Source organism: Sinomonas gamaensis (assembly GCF_005876955.1).
GTDB lineage: Bacteria > Actinomycetota > Actinomycetes > Actinomycetales > Micrococcaceae > Sinomonas > Sinomonas gamaensis.
The window spans coordinates 153,209-172,226 of the sequence record NZ_SSCL01000007.1 but is presented as its reverse complement, the minus strand read 5'-3'; the positions used below and the strand labels follow the sequence as shown (position 1 = coordinate 172,226).

Sequence of the window (19,018 nt, the reverse complement as noted above, 5' to 3'; positions counted from 1 at the left end):
ATCAACCTAATGGACCCGCGAGGCACTGAGATCAAGACCACGGAGGAGCTGCGCGTTGAGCGCCACCACGATGGTCGAGAGGGACATGAGCACCGCGGCGGCCGCCGGCGCGAGCACGACCCCGGCGAACGCAAGGACGCCCGCCGCGAGCGGAACTGCGACCACGTTGTAGCCCGTCGCCCAGACGAGGTTCTGCCACATCTTCCGGTAGCTCGCCCGCGAGAGTTCGACGACGGACACCACCGACCGGGGGTCGTTGCCTGCGAGGACCACGCCAGCCGACTCGATCGCAACGTCGGTCCCCGCCCCAATCGCGATGCCCACGTCCGCGCGGGCCAAGGCAGGCGCATCGTTGACGCCGTCGCCCACCATGGCCACCCGCAAACCCCGGCGCTGGAGCTCGGCGACCTTCTGGTCCTTGTCCTGCGGCAGGACCTGGGCGAAGACCTCATCGATGCCGAGGTCCGCCGCGACGGCGTCCGCGACCTGCTGGGCATCGCCGGTGATCATCGCGACCCGCACCCCGCGCCGCTGAAGCGCGCGCACCGCCGTCCGCGACTCCTCACGCACCGCGTCCTCGAGCGCGAGCGCGCCGATCACGCGGCCTCCTGCGATCACATGGAGGACAGTCGCGCCCCGGGCCTTCCAAGGGCCGACGGCGGCGCTCAGCTCAGCGCCAGCCGCCACTCCCGCTTCGGCGAGCAGGGCGGGCCCGCCCACCTGGAGCTGTTCGCCGTCGACCGTCGCCTCGACGCCAAGTCCGGACCGGGCGACGAAATCACGCGCGGCGGGCACCGCGACTGCGTGCGCGGCTGCAGCGCGCGCAATAGCCCGGGCGAGCGGATGCTCGCTGTCCGACTCGACCGCCGCGGCGAGGGCAAGTAGCTCGCCCTCCGAGACACCGTTGGCGGATGCGAGCCCAAGAACCTCCGGCTCGCCTCTCGTGAGGGTTCCCGTCTTGTCGAAGAGGACAACGTCAACGGTCCGCATGCGCTCCAGTGACAGACGGTCCTTGACGAGCACGCCCGCGCGGGCCGCGCGCTCGGTGGAGATCGCGATGACCAGCGGGATCGCAAGGCCGAGAGCGTGCGGGCACGCGATCACCAGCACGGTGACTGTGCGGGTGACGGCGTCGTCGATGCTTCCCAGGAGCGCCCATGCGACGAACGTGAGAATCCCGGCGACCGAGGCGAAGTAGAAGAGGAACGCCGCGGCGCGATCAGCGAGGGCCTGGGCGCGGCTTGAGGAGGCCTGCGCGGCGGCGACCATTCGCTGGATCCCGGCCAACGCCGTCGACTCCCCGACCGCTTCGACGCGGATCCGCAGGCTGTTGTCCGTGGCGACCGTCCCCGCGACGACCGCCTCGCCCAACCCACGGCTCACGGTCTTGGACTCGCCGGTGATCATCGACTCGTCCAGCTCCGCTGTCCCAGCCTCGATACGGCCGTCGGCCGGCAGACGGCCCCCGGGGCGGACGAGGACAAGGTCGCCCGGTGCGAGCTCGGACGCCGGGACTACCTCGGTGCCCACCGGCGTGACGCGCTCGGCCTCGTCCGGAAGCAGTGCCGCGAGAGCGGCGAGGGCGCCTTGAGAAGCGCCGAGGGCGCGCATCTCGAGCCAGTGGCCCAGCAGCATGATGGTGACGAGGAGCGCGAGCTCCCACCAGAAGTCGAGGTCGAATCCCCCGAGGTGCAGGCTCGTCGCCCACGAGGCCAGGAAGGCCACCGAGATCGCCATCGCGATGAGGAGCATCATGCCTGGCTGTCGCTCTCGCAGTTCGCGCAGGCCGCCCTTGAGGAACGGGGCGCCGCCATAGACGAAGACCACGGTGCCGAGCACAGGCGGAATCCCTGCGCTGCCCGGGAATTCCGGCGGAGCAGCCCCGAAGAGTCCCCAGAACATAGGGCTGAAAAGAACGACGACGGCGGAGAGCGCGAGCGTGAGCCAGAACCTGTCGCGGAACATCGCCACGCTATGGCCCGCATGCTCGCCGTGAGTGTGCACGGCTTGAGTGTGCACGGCGTGAGTGTGCACGGCGTGAGTGGTGTGCCGGTGCCCGTCTGGCTGGTGCTCATGCTCGCGCTGAGTCGTCGAGCCTTGAGTGTGGTGGTGGCTGTGGTCATCCATCGCCTGCGCCGTCCTTCCTTGAAGCGGAGAGTTCGGCTGTGGTCGATCGGCGGTTGCGGGGCGTTTTTCCCCGGACCGTGTTCATCGCTGACAGCACCTTGAATATACCCCTAGGGGGTATATTCGGCAAGCCTAGAGCGTGGCGGGCACCACGACTCCGGCTCGCGCGTCCGGAGCAAGTTCGCCCAGCACGGCCTGGACATGCCGTTCGACGAGCGGGGCAGTCGCCTTGTACACCTCGACGAACGTCTCACGCGCCCGGAGGAGCGGCCAGTCGGCCGGGAGGAGTTCGTACGGCATCCCGGGATCGTCCCAGGGGAACGAGCGCCACTCGTCCATCACTTCCACGCGCGCACGGAACCCCTCCCGGGGATCGAGGACTCCGGAGCGCAACCGCTCGAGCCGAACCTCATTCGCGGCCGCGAACTGCGCGTAACGACGGGGCGGCGCCGCAGTATCGACGATGACAGGGCGCCGGCCCTCGAAGCCGTCGTCCTCGACGCGGAACGCCATGAAGTCGTCCACTCCGTATCCTTCGGCGACCTCCTGCACCTGAGCCATCCGATCACGCGGCGAGAACCACAGGGCCCCGTAGACCGGGGCGAAGCCGAGCCACTTGAGCCGGGCACGGAACGCCTCGCGAATCTCCCGTTCCGACTCCGGCACGGAAAAGGCGACGGCGGTCCACCGGTGATCCCAGCGGACCTTCGGGTCGCCGAACTCTGCAACCTGGGCTGCGCCGATGACCAGCCGGGCGCGCGCCGCGGCAGTGAAGCGGTAACGCGAAGCCCGCCCTCCGCCGTCGTTCTCGAGGACCCCCCGCGCTGCGAGGCGGCTGAGCGCCGTCGTCACTGCCGAACGACTCAGCCCCACATCCTCGGCGAGGCGGACGATTGCCCGCGCAGGGAGCCACAGGTCGGTCTTCCGCCAGAACTCGCCGAGCAGCGTCACCAGCAGATGCTGGCTCGTGCCCCCTCGCTGGGGGCGTGGGAAGTCGACGGCGGCCGCGCTCGCCCGCCCTTGTCCGTCATAGCGCACGTTCACATCTTGCCAGCAGAAGAATCTTTGCAGATTGATTGACGATCGCTTGTTTTAACGCAACTATAGATTCACGAGTGATGCAGCCCACACGCTCCACATGAGCCCCCATTCACCACCCCCCCGAATTCAGGAGATCCGCAATGACCGCTGGTCCCGAAACGGCAGCTTCCGCTGTCGCCGCGCCGCCCGGACGCCACGCGCGCAAAGCCGCCGCGGCTAGCTTCGTCGGAAGCACCCTCGAGTACTACGACTTCTTCATCTACGGATCGGCTTCCGCGCTGATCTTCAACAAGATCTTCTTCCCCGGAATCGACCCGTTCCTCGGACAGTTCCTGTCAATGGCGACGCTCGGCATCGGTTACGTGGTCCGCCCGCTCGCGGCGGGATTCATCGGCCACTTCGGCGACCGCATCGGACGCAAGCAGATGCTCGTCTTCACGCTCGTCTCGATGGGCCTGGCCACGTTCCTCATCGGCTGCTTGCCGCCAACGGCCATGATCGGAGCAGCCGCCCCCGTGATCCTCGTGCTCCTGCGGGTGCTGCAGGGCATCTCGGCCGCCGGCGAGTCCGTCGGCGCCGTCACGCTCTCCCTCGAACATGCACCGTCGGGCCGCCGCGCGTTCTTCGCGAGCTGGGTCAACACCGGCGCTGCCGCCGGGATCATGCTGGCCTCGATCGCGTTCCTGCTGGTCTCGTTCATGCCGCAGGGCGATCTGGTCGCCTGGGGCTGGCGAATCCCGTTCCTGGCGAGCTTCGTCGTCGCGGCCGCCGGTTTCGTGATCCGCCGGCGTGTCCCCGAGGCCGAGGTATTCGAGCACGTGCGGGAAACCGGGGAGACCAAACTGGAACTCCCCCTCAAGGTGGTCTTCCGCGACTACTGGCCCACCATCATCAAGGTCATCATCTTCGGGGTGTGGGCCGTGGTCTCCACGATCGTCTCGGCCTTCAGCCTCTCCTACGCGACGAACGGCCACCTCGTCTCGAGCAGCGTCATGCTCACCACCACCATCGTCACGGCCGCCCTCGGCATCGTCGCCCAGCCGCTGTTCGGCATCCTCGCCGACCGGATCGGCCGCAAGCCCGTCTTCATTGCGGGCAACGTCATCTGCGCGGTCTCGATCTTCGCCTACTTCTGGTCCATCTCGGAGAAGAACGTCCCGCTCGTCTTTGCCACCTCGATCATCGTGATGGTGGTCGGCTACGGCATGGTCAACCCGCTCGGCCCTGCGATCGTGGCCGAGATGTTCCCCACCCGCATCCGCTACTCCGGCGCCGCGATCTCCTCCCAGCTCGGACTCATCGTGACGGGCTTCGCGCCCACGATCGCGGCCGCCGTCGTCCGCCCCGGCCCCGACGGCTGGGTGCCGGTCGCCGTCTTCACCGCCGTCTGCTGCGGCATCTCGGCCCTCGTGACCCTCTTCTGGGTCCGCGAGACCTACCGTGTGGACACCGATGACCTCGGCAAGAAGGCCGCGTGATGTCCGACGTCCTCATTGAACGCTTCGACGTCCTCCTTGAAAACGACATCGAAACCCCGCTGAGCGACGGAACGATCCTGCGGTCGACCGTCTACCGGCCCGCGGCGGACGGCGAGCGCTTCCCCGTCCTCATGACCCGCACCCCGTACGGGCGCGACCTCTCGGTCAACTCGGCCTACTTCAACCCCGCGACAGTCGCCGCGGCCGGCTTCGTGGTCATCCTCCAGGACGTGCGGGGTCGCTTCGGCTCGGAGGGCGACTTCTCGCCCAGCGCGCAGGAAGCGGACGACGGCGCTGAGGCGGTCGAGTGGGCGGCGAGCCTCCCGTACTCCTCGGGTCGGGTGGGGATGTGGGGTCGTTCGTACTTCGCCGAGTCCCAGCTCCGCGCCGCACGACGCCATCCCCGCGGTCTCGGCGCCCTGGCTCCAGGGGTATGTGCGGCGGGCAGCGCGGACAACGGGGCGCTCTTCCGGGGAGGGGCATTCGAGCTCGGTTCCCGGCTGAGCTGGGGCCACGGCTCGATCTCGCTGGAGACGATTCGCCGTGAGTTCGCAGGCGACCCGGCTCGTCTGCGCCGAGAACTCGACGCCTGGCGAGAGCTCGACGTCTCCTTCGCCGACGGGTCAGCGTACGGGACGCTCCCGCTCAACGACCTCAAGTCCAGGGCAAGCACGTTCCTGCAGTCGTACATCATCCCGTCCACGGGCGAGGATCCGGGCGGCGAGATCTCCGAGGCCTGGAACTGGCCCGCTTCCGAGCCCTTTGCCCTGCCGACCCTCAACATCGGGGGCTGGTTCGACATCTTCCTGCCGAACACGCTGGCCCAGTACCGACTCCAGCTCGAGGCGTCGCGGAAGGACCCCTCAATTCCGAGGCCGAACCTGATCCTCGGGCCGTGGAGCCACACCAATTACACCGGGGTATTCCCCGACGTGGCGTTCCCCGGCGGCTCGGCCGCCGCCGTCGGCTCCTTCGGGGATCTCTCGTCGATCCATGCCGAGTGGTTCCGGCGAGTGCTCGACGGCGGGCGCGGACAGAGCGCGCCCGAGCTGCCCCCGGCCCTCGTGTACTTCATGGGCGAGAACCGGTGGCGCGGATTCGACGAGCTGCGCGAGCCGGGCGCGACGATCGAGTTCTTCCTCGGCGCGAACGGAACGCTCGCCGAGGAAGCGCGCGAGGACGGCACAGTTGAGTACGACTACGACCCCCTCGACCCCGTCCCCACGACCGGTGGCGCGACCATGCACCTCGGGGCCGACTTCGCCGGACCGGCCGAGCAATGGCGGGTCGAGGCCCGCAGCGACGTGCTCACCTTCACCAGCAACCCCCTCGCCGAGCCGCTCACCGTCTTCGGCGAGGTGACAGCGCACCTGTTTGCGTCGTCGTCCGCCGTCGACACCGACTTCGTGGTGCGGCTCTGCCGGGTGACGCCCGACGGCCGCTCGGTGGGGCTCGCGGACGGGATTGTCCGGGCCTCATGGCGAGATGCGTGCGCGGGCGACGGCGTCTTCCGCGCCGGAATGCCGCGGCGCCCGCTCACGCCCGGCAAGGCAGAGGAATTCGCCGTGAGCCTCTGGGCGACGGCGTGCACGTTCCAGCCGGGCGACCGTCTCCGTGTCCAGGTGACGTCGAGCTGCCACCCCCGATGGGACCGCAACCTCAATACGGGCGCCAAGGCCCTCGACTCGTCGGACACCGTGGCGGCGCACCAGGAAGTGCACTTCGGCGCGAGCGCGCCGAGCCGGATCACACTCGGAGTACTGTCCTAGCCATGGCTCCAGACTCGACTCCGTTGCCGCCTGCCCTCGACTACGCGGGGACGCTCTCCGTGCTCATCGCGGAGCCGATCGACGTGGGTCCGACCCCCGAAGGGCATCGGCGGATCATCCCGATCACGGGCGGCACGGTCACGGGTCCGCGGTTCACGGGCCGCGTGCTTGCCGGCGGGGCGGACTTCCAGACCCTCCACTCCCCCGAGCTCACGCAGCTCGAGGCGCGCTATGCGATCGAGACGGAGGACGGCGCTGTCATCTCAGTGGACAACGCCGCCCTCCGCTCGGGGAGCACGGACGCCATGGCGCGCCTGCTCGCGGGCGAACCGGTAGACCTTGCAGAGATCTACTTCCGCTGCGCCGTGCGCCTGCGCACCTCTGCTGCCGAGTGGGAGTGGATGAACCGCACCCTGTTCGTGGGATCCGGGGAGCGATACCCGGACCGAGTGGTGGTGCACCTCTTCGCGGTGGCCTAGCGCTCCTGCACGACCCTGATCGCGAAACCCCGGCGACGCTCCCAAACCCCCGGCTCCAGCCATGGGTTTGGCCGGAATCCGGGGGGTTTCGCGGGAGGGCGGCGCCTGCTGGCGGCCTCTAGTCCCTCGTGCGCACGTGGCGCGAGGAGATCTGCCGGGTCTCGCGAAGCCCGAGCAGCTGGAGGCTGCGCCGGTACTCGGTCCGCAGGATCTCCACGGCCCGCTCAACGCCGCGCTCCCCGCCGGCCATCAGGCCGTACAGGTACGCACGTCCAATCATCACGGCGTTCGCCCCACGGGCGACGGCCGCGACGATGTCCTGCCCGTTGCGCACCCCGCTGTCGAGGAGCAGCGTTGCCTCGCTGCCCACCGCCTCGCGAACCGCCGGCAGGACGTCGAGCGTGGCAGGCGTGCGATCGAGCTGCCGGCCGCCATGGTTCGACACGACGACGCCGTCGGCACCGAAGTCCTTCACGACGCGCCCCGCGTCCTCGGGATTGGTGATGCCCTTGACCAGGAGGTTGTGCGGCCACGCCTTGCGCAGCCACGCGAGGTCGTCGTATTCGAGCCCGGGGTCGAACAGCATCGCGGCGACATCCGCCGACGTCCCCGGGTAGTCGCGGAGCAACGCGAAGTTGATCGGCGCGGTGGTGAGCTTGTTGAACCACCAGTACGGGAAGCGGGACATGTCGAGGAAGGTCTTCACCGTGAGCGACGGCGGGATCGTCAGGCCATTGCGGGTGTCCTTGTGACGCCCGCCTCCCACCGCCGTGTCGACCGTGAGGACGACCGTCTTGCAGCCCGAGTCGAGCGCGCGGCCCACCATCTCCTCGTTCAGCGCCACATTGTTGGTCAGGTAGAGCTGGAACCAGTTCTGCCCGTTCGGGGCGGCTTCCCGGACCTCCTCGATCGTGGTAGTGCCCACGGTCGAGAGCGAGTACGGAAGGTTGTTGCGCTCGGCGACCCTGGCCACGGCGGACTCGCCCTCGTGGTGCATCATCCGGGTGTACCCCGTCGGCGCGAACACGAGGGGGAAGGCGATGCGCTCGCCGAACAGCTCGGTCGAAAGATCGGGGTCGGCCACCGAGTTGAGCGTCTCGGGGACGAACTCGACATCGCGGAAGGCGGCAAGGTTGCGCTGGGCCGTGACTTCGAATTCGGCGGCGCCGTCAACGTAGTCGAACACTGCCCGGGGCGTGGTGCGGCGGCTGATCTTGCGGAGATCCTCGATGGTGAGCGCCCCCTCGAGGCGCCGGCGGACCGGGTCGAGGACGGGGGCCCGGAACTGCAGGAGCTCGCGCACCTCCGAGATCTTGGGCAGCTGGCGCTTCTGCAGCGGCCGCCGCGCGGGAACGCGCGCGTCGGGCGCCGCCACTGCCGGCGCGCTGCCCGGCTTGTGGGTTTCTTGGGTGGTCGTCATGCCAATACCTCCGGGTTCACGATGTTCCGTGGCTTGCGCCCCGCCAGCACGTCTGCAGTGTTCTGCGCCGTGCGGCGCTTGAGTTCGACCTGGGATTCCTCGCTGTACCACGCGGCATGAGGAGTCAGGACGGTGTTGGGGAGCTCGAACAGAGCGCTGTCCTTGGGAAGCGGCTCCTGCTCGAAGACGTCGAGCCCGGCAGCACGGATTCCACCGGAACGCAGCGCGTCAACAAGCGCTTCGGTGTCCACCACGCCGCCGCGGCATGTATTGACCAGCACGGCGCCCGGCTTCATCGCCTCGAGAACGTCGGCGTTGATGAGATGACGGGTGTGCGCGTTGAGCGGCACGTGGAGCGAGACGACGTCCGCGCGCCGGATGAGCTCGTCGAAGGTCACCACCTCGGTGCCGTCGGCCGTCGTCGTGCCCGCCTCGTAGAGCGGATCGAAGCCGATGGTCTGGTAGCCGACGCCGCGGGCCTTGCGCGCGGTCGCGGCGCCGATCAGGCCGAGGCCCACCACGCCGAAGACCCGCCCCGCAATCCGGTGCAGCGGCTGGACCGGGGCGAGAGAGTAGTTGCCCGTGCGCAGTTCGCGATCCAGGCCGACGACGCCGCGCGCGAGGCTCAGCGCGAGCGCAATCGCGTGGTCGCTGACGTCCTCCGTTCCATAGTCGGGGACGTTGCACACGGCGACGCCGTGCTCGGTGGCTGCATCGACGTCGACCGTGTCCACGCCCACGCCGTAGCGGGCCACGACCTTGAGCTTGGGAAGCGCCTCGAAGACCGCACGAGTGATGGGGGCGTACTGCACGATCAGTGCGTCCGCCCCCGAGGCCGCGCTGATGACCTCCTCCTCAGTGCGGCACTCCGCCCGCACAAGCTCGAAGCCTTCGGCGGCGCTGACCGCCTCCTCCTCGGCGAGGGATGGCTGATCCAGATCCGTGACAACCACGAGAGGCCTTGAATCCACTTGGGGCTCCTTCCTTAGCTGCTGGGCTCTTACCCGCGCCAACGCGGTATGAGCGATCCAGCCCAAAGCCCCTAAATCCTATATCAGATATTCAATAGAATCTAAGCCCGATCCAGCTGGCGAACCACTGCTTCCGCGATCCTCCTGCAGAACGTCTCCTGATCCGCCACCTCGGCGACTACCTCGTGGACTGCTCCTGCGTCGAAGAGCTCGGCAGCCGTAATCCTCTGGCGCTCCGCGACGGCCCGAGCGTGCGACGTGTCGCCGTGCACGATCACGCTCGCACCCTCCGGTGGCAGCGGCGCGAGCCACGCATTCTGGGCGGCAACCATGCGTCTCCCGGCCGCGAGCGCGAGCGCGCCGCCGCCGGTCCCCTCGCCGAGCAGCACCGCGACGCTCGGGACCGGCAGCGCGAGCATGTCTGCGATACAGTCCGCAATCCCTCCCGCGATCGCGTCCTCCTCTGCCCGCGCTGAGAGCTCGGCCCCAGGTGTGTCGATGACCGTGACCAGCGGAAGGTCGAGCTCCGTGGCCAGCCGCATGCCGCGTCGGGCCTGGGCGAGTGCAGCGGCGTCGAGTGCATGACCGGCACGCTGGGCCGCGCGGTCCTGGCCGACGACGACCACGGGCCGCCCCGCGAGGGACGCGAGGACGACGACGGTGCTCGCCGAGGCGCGCCCGCGGCCCGTGCCGTGGAGCCGAACCGCGGTGTCGAACCCGGACCGAAGCAGCTCAGAGAGCCCGACGCGATCAGGAGCGCGGCTCGCCGTGACCGCCTCCCATGGCCCTGGGCGAGCCACCACGGCAGGCGCGACGGAGCTGGAAGCCGCCTCGCCGCCGTCGTCCTCGAGGATCCCGAGCACCTCGAGCACGAGGCGACGGAACCCCGCCGCGTCGAGGACGGCATCGACCGTTCCGCAGGCGAGAAGGCGTTCGGCGGTCTGCACGCCCGGTGGGAACTCCTTGCCGGTCACCCCCGCGTACACCTTGGGGCCCAGGAAGCCGACGAGCGCACCTGGTTCGGCCGCCGTCAGGTGGGCGCGGGAGGCCCACGAGGCGAAGACGCCGCCGGTCGTCGGATGGCGCAGGTACGCGAGATAGGGAAGCCGTCGCGCTTTGAAGGCCTCGACGGCCGCGGTGATGCGGAGCATCTGGAGGAACGCAGGCGTCCCCTCCTGCATGCGAGTCCCTCCCGAGGCCGGCGCGGCGATGAGCGGGAGGCCGCGGCGCGCAGCCTCACCGACGGCCGCCACGATGCGGTCCGCGGCGGCACGGCCGATCGACCCGCCGAGGAACCGGAACTCGCTGACAACAACCGCCACCGCGTGCCCGCCGACGCGACCCTCCCCCGTCAGCACGGACTCATCCGTGCCGCTGCGCTCGCGGGCCCGCGCCAGCTCAGCCGCATAGGCGGGATCCGCGTCCGGCTCCTCGGGTGTGACATCCCATGAGCGGAAAGTGCACGGGTCCAGGAGCTCGTCGAGGAACACGGCAGCGCCAGCCCGCTGTGCGAGGGCAGGAGCCGTCATCGGGCCACCGCCTCGACCGCGCCGAGCCAGGCGAGCACGTCGGGGTCGTGCTCGCCGAGCCGGGGCGGGGCCACGTGCGCTCGGGGCGTCGTCTCGGTTCCGTCCGGCCTGAAGAAGCGCAGCGGTGGCCCGGGGACCTCGATCCGACCGAGCGTCGGGTGGTCGAGCCCGAGCGCGAGCCCTTGGCTGCGCGTCTGCTCCCAGTCGAACACCTCGTCGACGGTCCGGACCCGGCCGGCGGGAATCCCGGCAGCGGCGAGCCGCTCCAACAGCGCCTCGGGCTCCCACGCCGAGAAGGCGGCCTCGATCGCCGTCGTCAACTCGGGGCGATGGGCGACGCGCGAGGCGTTGTCGCACCAGTGCGGGTCGTCGACGTCGAGCCCGAACGCGTGGGCGAACCTGGCCCACAGGCCCTCCGAACCGACCGCGATCTGCACCGCGCCGCCTCGGCAGCGGAAGAGGCCGTACGGCGCGATCGAGGGGTGGTGGTTCCCCTGCGCCGCCGGCACCTCGCCACCCACCGTCCAGCGGGTGCCTTGGAACGCGAGCACACTCACGATCGAGGCAAGGAGCGACGTCCGCACCACGCTCCCCCGCCCCGTCCGCTCGCGCTCGAACAGCGCGGCGAGCACGCCGTAGGCGCCGTGGATTCCCGCGAGGAGATCCCCGATCGGGACGCCGACGCGCTGCGGGTCGTCGGGTCCGGAACCCGTCAGCGACATGAGGCCGGCCTCGCCCTGCGCGATCTGGTCGTAGCCCGCGCGCTGCCCCTCGGGGCCGTCGTGGCCGAATCCGCTGATCGAGAGGACCACCAGCCGCGGGTTGAGCGCCTCGAGCGCCTCGGGGTCGAAGCCGAGCCTGTCCAGGGTGCCTGGCCGGAAGTTCTCCACCAGCACGTCGGCGCGGCCCACCAGCTCGCGCAGGGTCGAGCGTCCCTCGTCCGTCTTGAGATCGAGCCGCAGCGATTCCTTGTTGCGGTTGCACGAGAGGAAGTACGTGGACTCGCGACCCTCGGCGGCGTCGATGAACGGCGGGCCCCATCCGCGGGTGTCGTCGCCGCCGTCGGGCCTTTCGACCTTGATGACGCGCGCACCGAGGTCTCCGAGCATCATGCCCGCGTGCGGGCCGGCGAGCGCCCGGCTGAGGTCCACTACGAGGATTCCGGCGAGGGGTCCTTCCGCTGCCCGGCTCACGCGACCCCCTCCGCTGCTGCGGCGAGATCGCGGCCCGCATCGCCCTCGGATCGAGGACGACGGCGGCGCACGGCTTCCGCGAGAGCGAGCACCAGGAGATTGGGGGCCAGGGAGACGAGACCGGAGTCCCAGCCGCCGAGCGGGACCTTCGCGAACGCAAGCGCCGCGACGCAGACCGTTCCGACCACGATGCCGAGCAGCACGGGCACGGCACCGGCGCCGACCTTCTTCGGCAGCGCGAGCGCGACGGCAGGGGCGAGCTGCGTGAGGCCGCCGTAGGTCAGCAGGAGGAGCGAGGCGATGTCCGACTTCGCGAGGCCAAACAGGAGCGCGAGCCCCACGGCCACCACCACGACGGCGTGGTTGAGTCGGAAGCGCAGCGCCGGGTTCTTCACGCGGAGCACGTTGTTCGAGATGAGCGAGGAGATGCCCATGGCGATCGCCGCGGCAGGAACCATCGCTGCGGCTGCGCCGGCGACCGCGATCACCGCCACGAGCCAATCGGGAAGAGTCTGCTGGGCGACGGTGAGCAGGACGTTGTTGCCCGGCGTCTTGGGCTTGAGGACCAGGAATCCCGCCATGCCCGCGAGGATGGGGACGACGAGGAGCAGCTGGTAGACCGGGAGCCAGCTGTAGTTGCTTCGGAGCACTGCCCCGCTCTTGGCCGCGAGGATGGGGGGCCAGAGGTGGGGGAACGTGTTGAGGCCGGCGCCGATGCTCGTCACGACCGCGGAGGTGACGAAGAACGTGGTGTCGAGCCCCGGAGTCGAGACGGTCAGGAGCCGCGGAGCCGCTTCGCCGACCCGCGCGAAGACGTCCGGGATGGTGCCCACGCCCGCGAGGACCCCGGCCAGGACCACGAGGAGCGCCACGAGCATGGCGAAGTCCTTGAACACGGCCACCCGCGCGATGCCGCGAATGCCGGCCCAGATCACGAACACCACCACGAGGGCGGACGCGACGACCATGCTGAGCCCGCTCGCCGAGCTGCTTCCCGTGGCGAGCTGGACGATGAGTCCCAGTCCTGTGATCTGCAGTTGGAGGTACGGGATGAGGAAGACCGCGCCCACCAGCGCGACGACCACGGAGAGCGCCTTGCTGCCGAAGCGGTCGTGGAAGAAGTCGGCCATCGTGAGGTAGCCGCGGTTCGCGCCGAGCTCGCGCAGCCTGGGGGCCACAAAGTAGAGCATGGCCGAGCTGATGGAAAGGTAGACGAGCGCGAAGAGGGCGCTCACGCCGCCACCGTACGCGATGCCGGCGAGGCCCAGGAAGCTGAACGTGGTGAGGGACTCGCCGGCCTGGAGGAACCACGAGGTCCACTTCGGAAGGTCGCGCCCGCCGACCGTCCAGTGCGCCATCTCGCGCTGGCGCTTCCGGCCGAGGATGCCGAGGGCGCCGATGAAGAGGATTCCGACGATGATCGCTGGAGTGAGCATCAGCGCGCCACCTCTCCCTGTGGGGCGGCGGCCCGGCGATATGACGCCTCGACGATCCGCAGTGCGACGACGAGCAGGACGATCATCGCGACGACCCACACGACCGGCGCGGGAACGCCGAACCAGAGCGTCGGCGATGTGGTGAACGGAAGGAATGGGGTGATGAGCATGCCGAGGGACGGAATCGCCGGGATGGCGATCCTTCTCAGGGCGGCGAGGGTGTTCACAGGACTGCAACTCCTTCAGGGTGTCTGGATGCAAGCGGGGAGGCATGTTCGAGTGCGGCCGCGAGCCGGAGCAGGCGGACGTCGGTTCCGCGGCGCGTGAGCATCTGAAGGCCCACGGGGAGGCCCGACGGCGTGAAGCCGGCGGGGACGGACAGGCCCGGGATTCCGAGCGGCGTGAAGAGGTAGGCGGCGCGCATCCAGTCCAGATACGTCTCGAGCCGCTGGCCGTCGACGACGGTCGGGTAGTCGAGTTCGACGGGGAACGGCGCGACTTGGGCCGCCGGGGCGATCACGAGGTCGTAGCGGCTGAAGAACTCGTCGGCGCGGCGGGCGAGCCGGGTCACGGCCTCCTCCGCCCGCACCACATCGCGCCCGGTGAGCTTCGCTCCCTCGCGGATGTTGCCCGCGAGGAAGGAAATGAAGAGGTCCGGATCCGCGATGAGCTCGTCGCCCCACAGGGAGTCGAACGCGGCAGCCCGCAGCGTGCGGAATGCCTCGTCCGAGCCGTCGAGGTCGGGGCACGCGAGCTCGACGTCGGCCCCGAGTTCCTCGAGATGCTGTGCCTGGCGTTCGACGACGTCAAGCACCTCCCGCTCGACCGGCACGCGCCCGCCGAGGGTCGGAGCGAAGGCGACGCGCAAACCTCGGAAGTCTTCGCCGTCGTGCCCTGCCGACTCCACTTCGGCGACGAAACGCGCCGAGCGGGAGGCGACCGCAGCGCCGTCGTCTGTCGCCGAGGAGGACATGACGCCGAGAAGCAACGCCGTGTCCCTGGCCGTCCTGCCCATAGGGCCCACCACGCCGAGGGTGAAGAAGTCGTTGGGACCGTCGTCGGGCACGACGCCGGGGGTTGGCCGGAGTCCCACGACGTTGCAGAACGAGGCCGGGTTGCGCAGCGAGCCGCCCATGTCGCTCCCGTCGGCGATCGGCTGGAAGCCGGCCGCGAGGGACGCCGCCGCCCCGCCGCTGCTCCCGCCGACCGACCGCGTGAGGTCGTAGGGGTTGCGGGTGGCGCCGAAGACGCGGTTGACGGTGTGCGAGCCGGCCGCGTGCTCCGGGACATTCGTCTTGCCGAGCCGGATCGCGCCAGCGGCGAGGATCGAGCGGACGTGGGGGTCGTCGTCGTCCGGGATGTGGTCGCCGAAGCGCGGGTGTCCGAACGTCGTGCGCAGGCCCCGGGTCCGGGCCGTGTCCTTGAAGGCGATGGGCAGCCCATGAAGGGGGCCGGCGCTGGCTCCCGCGGCGAGCGCGCGGTCCGCGTCGGCGGCCGCCCGCGCCCCCTCTTCGTCGAGGGTGACGACGGCGTTGATCGTTGGGTTCAGGGTGTGGATCTGGTCAAGATGCGCCTCGAGCAGCTCGACGGCGGAAACCTCCCGCGAGCGGACCATCGCCGCGAGTTCCACAGCATCCCGGTACACCAGTTCATTCATTGCGAGTCATTTTCTTCTTGGCCTCTTTCGTATTGAGCCATCAAGACCTCATCTGATGGGTACAATGAACCAAGGTAGTGCTCTGACTCACATTTGACCAGACCCCACCGAAAAAGGACGGGGCCCCACAACCAAGCGTTGTGGGACCCGTCCCGAGCGTCTGCGGCGCGCCGTCTATGCCTGCGGGAGCGTCCGCTCGAACAGCGCGAGGAGCTCATTCCAGTGCCGCTCCGCGGCGTCGGCGTTGTACGACGACGTATCAGCCTGGGTGTAGCCGTGTCGCGCACCCTCGTACACCTCGGCCTGGAACCGCACGCGCGCCTCGGTGAGCGCCGCGTTGAGCCGCTCGATCTGCTCGGGCGGGAGGGAGTGGTCCTGATCGGCATGGCCGAAGCAGAGCTCGGCCGCCACCCGGTCGGCCACGAGATGAGGACTGTCGGGGGCGTCGGTGGCGAGCCCGCCGCCGTGGAAGCCCGCGGCAGCGGCCACCCGCTCGGGGTAGGCGCCCGCGGTGCGCAGCGAGAGGCGCGCACCCATGCAGTAGCCGGTCCGATCCGCCATCGCCTTGAGGTGCGGCCGGACCCCGAACGCATCCATGTAGAAGAGCACGCCTGGGTGGCGTACGCCGTCCTCCGGGTGAGCGAAGTATGCGTCAGCGACGCCGTCACGGGTAGGAATCTCGATCATGGAACGGTTCACGGATGTCACAGCTGCCCACGGTACTCCTCGCTGGTTCCGGGAAGGATCCCCCGCCTACAGTGGGCCCATGGCCGGAACTGAGCAGAACCAGCACGACCACAACGACGCTCTCCTCCGCGAGCTGGCCGCTGCCCACCGGGTGGCCACCTCGTACTGGGGTTGGGACGGCGCGGAACGCCCCGTCTCCCGCGAGACCCTGCGGACCGTCCTCGGCGCCCTCGGGATCGATGCCGAGACTGACGACGCCGCCCGCGCGGCACTGCACGATGCGGAGCTCGAGCCGTGGCGCCGGCTCCTGCCGCCGGTGGTCGTGGGCCGGGAGGGTCGGGAGACCGAGGTGCACGTTCACGTGCCCCACGGGACGTCAGTCCAGGTCTGGATCAGTGCGGAGGACGGCACCCGCGTCGAGGTACGGCAGGTGGCCGACGGCGAGGCACCCCGCGAGATCGACGGCGTCCTCACGGGCCGCGCGACGTTCGCCGTGCCCAGCAGCCTTCCGCTCGGATGGCACACCCTGCACGCGGAGGCGGAGAACACGAGTGCCGAGTGCGTCTTGGTCATCACGCCCGCGCAGCTCGCAACGAACGGGCGCCTCACGGACCGTCGCCGCTGGGGCATCATGGCGCAGCTCTACTCGGTACGGTCCTCGCGCTCCTGGGGAATCGGCGATTTCGGAGACCTTGCAGACCTCGCCGCCCTGTCCGGGGCCGAGGGGGCGAGCTTCGTGCTCGTCAACCCGCTGCACGCCGCCGAGCCGCGGCCGCCCCTCGAGGACTCGCCGTACCTGCCGGTCACGCGCCGGTTCGTGAACCCCCTCTACATCCGCGTCGAGGACATCCCCGAGTACGGCGGCCTCGACGCCGAGGCCCGCGGCAGGATCGAGGCCCTCGCGGAGCCACTGCGCCGTGCGAACCGCTCCGCCGATTTGCTGAACCGCAACGACAGCTTCGCGGCGAAGCTGGAGGCCCTCGAGCTCATCGCCGCCGCGCCGAGAACGCCGGAGCGGGAAGCCGAGTACCGGCAGTTCACGTCGGAGCAGGGCCAGGGCCTCGACGACTTCGCCCTCTGGTGCGCCCTTGCCGAGGAACTCCCGCCAGGGGACCCGGGCTGGGCTGATCTCGAGCAGGCTCACGGACGGCTCGGCGAGCGCATCGAGTTCTTCCGCTGGCTGCAGTGGATCTGCGACCAACAGCTCGAAGCGGCACAGCGCACGGCGAAGGACTCCGGCGTCGATCTCGGGATCATCCATGACCTCGCCGTAGGAGTCAGCGCCACGGGTGCGGACGCCTGGACGCTCTCTGACGTCCTCGCCCACGGCGTCACGGTCGGCGCGCCGCCGGACGTGTTCAACCAGCAGGGCCAGAACTGGAGCCAGCCGCCGTGGCATCCGCGCCGGCTCGAGGCCTCGGGGTACGCGGCCTACCGGGACATGCTCCGCACAATCCTCCGCCATGCGGGGGGCCTCCGCATAGACCACATCCTCGGGCTGTTCCGCCTCTGGTGGATCCCCGAGGGCGAGGGCCCCGAGAACGGCACGTACGTGTACTACGACCACGAGGCCCTCGTAGGCATCCTCGCCCTCGAGGCGCAGCGCGCCGGCGCAATCGTGGTCGGCGAGGACCTCGGCGTCTTCGAGCCCTGGGTGCGGGACTACCTCGCCGAGCGCGCGATCTACGGCACCTCGATCCTCTGGTTCGAGTACGACGGCGACCGCCCCCTTGCGCCCGAACGGTATCGCGAGCGGTGCCTCACGAGCGTCAACACCCACGACCTGCCGCCGACCGCCGGCTACCTCGCCGGCGAGCACGTGGCCCTCCGGGAAGCCCTGGGCCTGCTGGCCCGGCCCGTCGAGGAGGAACGCGCGGCCGCCGCAGCGGAGCAGGAGGCCGTGCTCGAGCTGGTGCGAGAGAAGGGGCTCCTTCCCGTTGTGGACGGCGATGTCTCGACCGAGCCGTTCGCAGAGGGCGCCGTCGCGGACACTCAGCCCACGGTGGAGGCGCTCTACGCGTTCACCGCGCTGACGCCGTCGTCGTTGCTCGGCGTCGCCCTCGTGGACGCGGTCGGCGAGAAGCGCACCCAGAATCAGCCCGGCACCACGCATGAGCAGTACCGGAACTGGTGCATCCCGCTCGCGGATGCGGATGGCGCCGCTGTGCTCCTCGACGACCTTGCGAGCAACCCCCGCTTCAGCTCGCTGACGAGGACGATGCGCGAGGCGCTCGGGACCGACCGTCCATGACCACGCCCCCGCGCTTGTAGGCCCGGACCACGAGCGAGGTGCGGATCGCCTGGACGCGCGCCGTCCAGTGGCTCTCGGTGAGGAACGAGCGCAGCTCCTCGAGGCCGGCGACGGTCACGTTGACCATGAGCTGGAACTCCCCGACGGCCATGACGGCGTAGCGGACTCCGGGTGCCTCGGCGGCGAGCCGCCCCACCTCGCGCACGTCCGACGGCGCGACCCGCGCCCAGAGGACGGCCTCCACGGGGAATCCGATGTCTGCGGGGTCGACGATCGCGCGCACGGAGAGCGCGCCGCGCTCGAGCATGCCTGTGAGCCGCCGCCGCACCGCGGGCGCGGTCAGGCCCACGGCGGCGCAGAGCTCGGCGACCGGAACGCGGCCGTCTGCGACGAGGAGCTGGACGATCTGGTGGTCGATCCCGTCGAGGTCAGCCGCGGCGACGGGGCGCGCCTGTGGCGGCGGGACGTCCCGCAGTCTGGCGGCTTCTGCCTCCGTGATCGGCCCCGGATGCCAGTCCGCCACTGTCCGGAAGTACTCCATCACCGGGGCGGCGCTCACCTGCACCACGCCGTCGAGGTGCGGGAACTCGTCCAGCACCAGGGACGCGAGCTGTCCCGGCCTTGCATGGACCTCCACGATGAGCCGCATGGGGCTCGAGAGCGCGTAGACGAAGATGACGTCCGGGTTCGCGGAGAGCTCCGCGGCGACCTCCTCGAGGCGCCCGGGCTCGCAGTCCAGCTCGATCAGGTGGGTGGGGCCGAGGGCCGCGAGGCCCGCCACCCGGACGGCACCGGAGTCGAGGAGCGCGAGGCCGCGTCGGGTGACCGTGCGGAAGGGCTCCCCGAGGACGTCCGCGATGTGCCGCCACGATGCCCGGCCGTTGACCTGCAGCGCCGCGACGATGCGCCGGTCCAGCTCGTCGAATTCTCGCCCCTCCACCCACCTGATTATGCCTGTCGCCCGAAAGTGGGCAGACTGT

At 70.0% G+C, this 19,018-nt stretch carries 15 protein-coding genes; 4 read left to right on the top strand and 11 right to left on the bottom strand.

Going from position 1 to position 19,018, the window contains the following annotated elements; genetic code table 11:
• Positions 1-6: 6 nt before the first annotated feature.
• Positions 7-2,127: a copper-translocating P-type ATPase gene (locus E5679_RS11610; RefSeq protein ID WP_138415952.1), complete on the bottom strand. Its 2,121-nt coding sequence runs from the start codon at positions 2,125-2,127 to the stop codon at positions 7-9.
• Positions 2,128-2,259: 132 nt separating this feature from the next.
• Positions 2,260-3,165: a PaaX family transcriptional regulator gene (locus E5679_RS11605; RefSeq protein WP_138415950.1), complete on the bottom strand. Its 906-nt coding sequence runs from the start codon at positions 3,163-3,165 to the stop codon at positions 2,260-2,262.
• A gap of 143 nt (positions 3,166-3,308) precedes the next feature.
• Between E5679_RS11605 and E5679_RS11600 the strand changes: the two genes are divergently transcribed.
• From E5679_RS11600 to E5679_RS11590, 3 genes are read left to right on the top strand one after another with little or no spacing between them, the layout of a single operon-like run.
• On the top strand, positions 3,309-4,646 hold the full coding sequence (locus E5679_RS11600) for an MFS transporter (protein WP_138415948.1): 1,338 nt from the start codon (positions 3,309-3,311) through the stop codon (positions 4,644-4,646).
• Positions 4,646-6,415: a CocE/NonD family hydrolase gene (locus E5679_RS11595; protein WP_138415947.1), complete on the top strand. Its 1,770-nt coding sequence runs from the start codon at positions 4,646-4,648 to the stop codon at positions 6,413-6,415. The genes E5679_RS11600 and E5679_RS11595 overlap by 1 nt, the downstream gene beginning before the upstream one ends.
• 2 nt (positions 6,416-6,417) lie before the next feature.
• A complete protein-coding gene (locus E5679_RS11590; RefSeq protein WP_138415945.1) occupies positions 6,418-6,894 on the top strand; it encodes a DUF3237 domain-containing protein in 477 nt (158 codons plus the stop codon).
• A gap of 118 nt (positions 6,895-7,012) precedes the next feature.
• Here E5679_RS11590 and E5679_RS11585 read toward each other — a convergent pair whose 3' ends face one another.
• From E5679_RS11585 to E5679_RS11550, 8 genes are all read right to left on the bottom strand, one after another.
• Positions 7,013-8,314, bottom strand: a complete 1,302-nt coding sequence (locus E5679_RS11585) for an alpha-hydroxy acid oxidase (RefSeq protein WP_171042349.1) — start codon at positions 8,312-8,314, stop codon at positions 7,013-7,015.
• Positions 8,311-9,285, bottom strand: a complete 975-nt coding sequence (locus E5679_RS11580; protein WP_212746936.1) for a C-terminal binding protein — start codon at positions 9,283-9,285, stop codon at positions 8,311-8,313. Before E5679_RS11580 ends, E5679_RS11585 begins: the two co-directional genes overlap by 4 nt.
• Before the next feature lie 101 nt (positions 9,286-9,386).
• A complete protein-coding gene (locus tag E5679_RS11575; protein WP_138415943.1) occupies positions 9,387-10,814 on the bottom strand; it encodes a carboxyl transferase domain-containing protein in 1,428 nt (475 codons plus the stop codon).
• Positions 10,811-12,007 carry a CaiB/BaiF CoA transferase family protein gene (locus tag E5679_RS11570; RefSeq protein ID WP_138415941.1) on the bottom strand — a complete coding sequence of 399 codons (1,197 nt, stop codon included), beginning with the start codon at positions 12,005-12,007 and terminating at the stop codon, positions 10,811-10,813. Before E5679_RS11570 ends, E5679_RS11575 begins: the two co-directional genes overlap by 4 nt.
• Complete coding sequence (locus tag E5679_RS11565) at positions 12,004-13,443, bottom strand: sodium:solute symporter family protein (RefSeq protein WP_249336086.1); 1,440 nt, start codon at positions 13,441-13,443, stop codon at positions 12,004-12,006. The genes E5679_RS11570 and E5679_RS11565 overlap by 4 nt, the downstream gene beginning before the upstream one ends.
• Entirely contained in the window at positions 13,443-13,670 is a 228-nt protein-coding gene (locus tag E5679_RS11560) for a hypothetical protein (protein WP_138415940.1), read from the bottom strand. Before E5679_RS11560 ends, E5679_RS11565 begins: the two co-directional genes overlap by 1 nt.
• Complete coding sequence (locus tag E5679_RS11555; RefSeq protein ID WP_138415938.1) at positions 13,667-15,100, bottom strand: amidase; 1,434 nt, start codon at positions 15,098-15,100, stop codon at positions 13,667-13,669. Before E5679_RS11555 ends, E5679_RS11560 begins: the two co-directional genes overlap by 4 nt.
• A 174-nt stretch (positions 15,101-15,274) precedes the next feature.
• Positions 15,275-15,787 carry a dienelactone hydrolase family protein gene (locus E5679_RS11550; protein ID WP_212746935.1) on the bottom strand — a complete coding sequence of 171 codons (513 nt, stop codon included), beginning with the start codon at positions 15,785-15,787 and terminating at the stop codon, positions 15,275-15,277.
• Between the two features lie 79 nt (positions 15,788-15,866).
• Here E5679_RS11550 and malQ point away from each other — a divergent pair, with 79 nt between their 5' ends.
• Positions 15,867-18,038, top strand: a complete 2,172-nt coding sequence (gene malQ / locus E5679_RS11545) for a 4-alpha-glucanotransferase (RefSeq protein WP_138415934.1) — start codon at positions 15,867-15,869, stop codon at positions 18,036-18,038.
• Here malQ and E5679_RS11540 read toward each other — a convergent pair.
• Positions 17,986-18,978: an Lrp/AsnC family transcriptional regulator gene (locus tag E5679_RS11540; RefSeq protein WP_171042348.1), complete on the bottom strand. Its 993-nt coding sequence runs from the start codon at positions 18,976-18,978 to the stop codon at positions 17,986-17,988. The genes malQ and E5679_RS11540 overlap by 53 nt on opposite strands.
• Between the last annotated feature and the right edge of the window lie 40 nt (positions 18,979-19,018).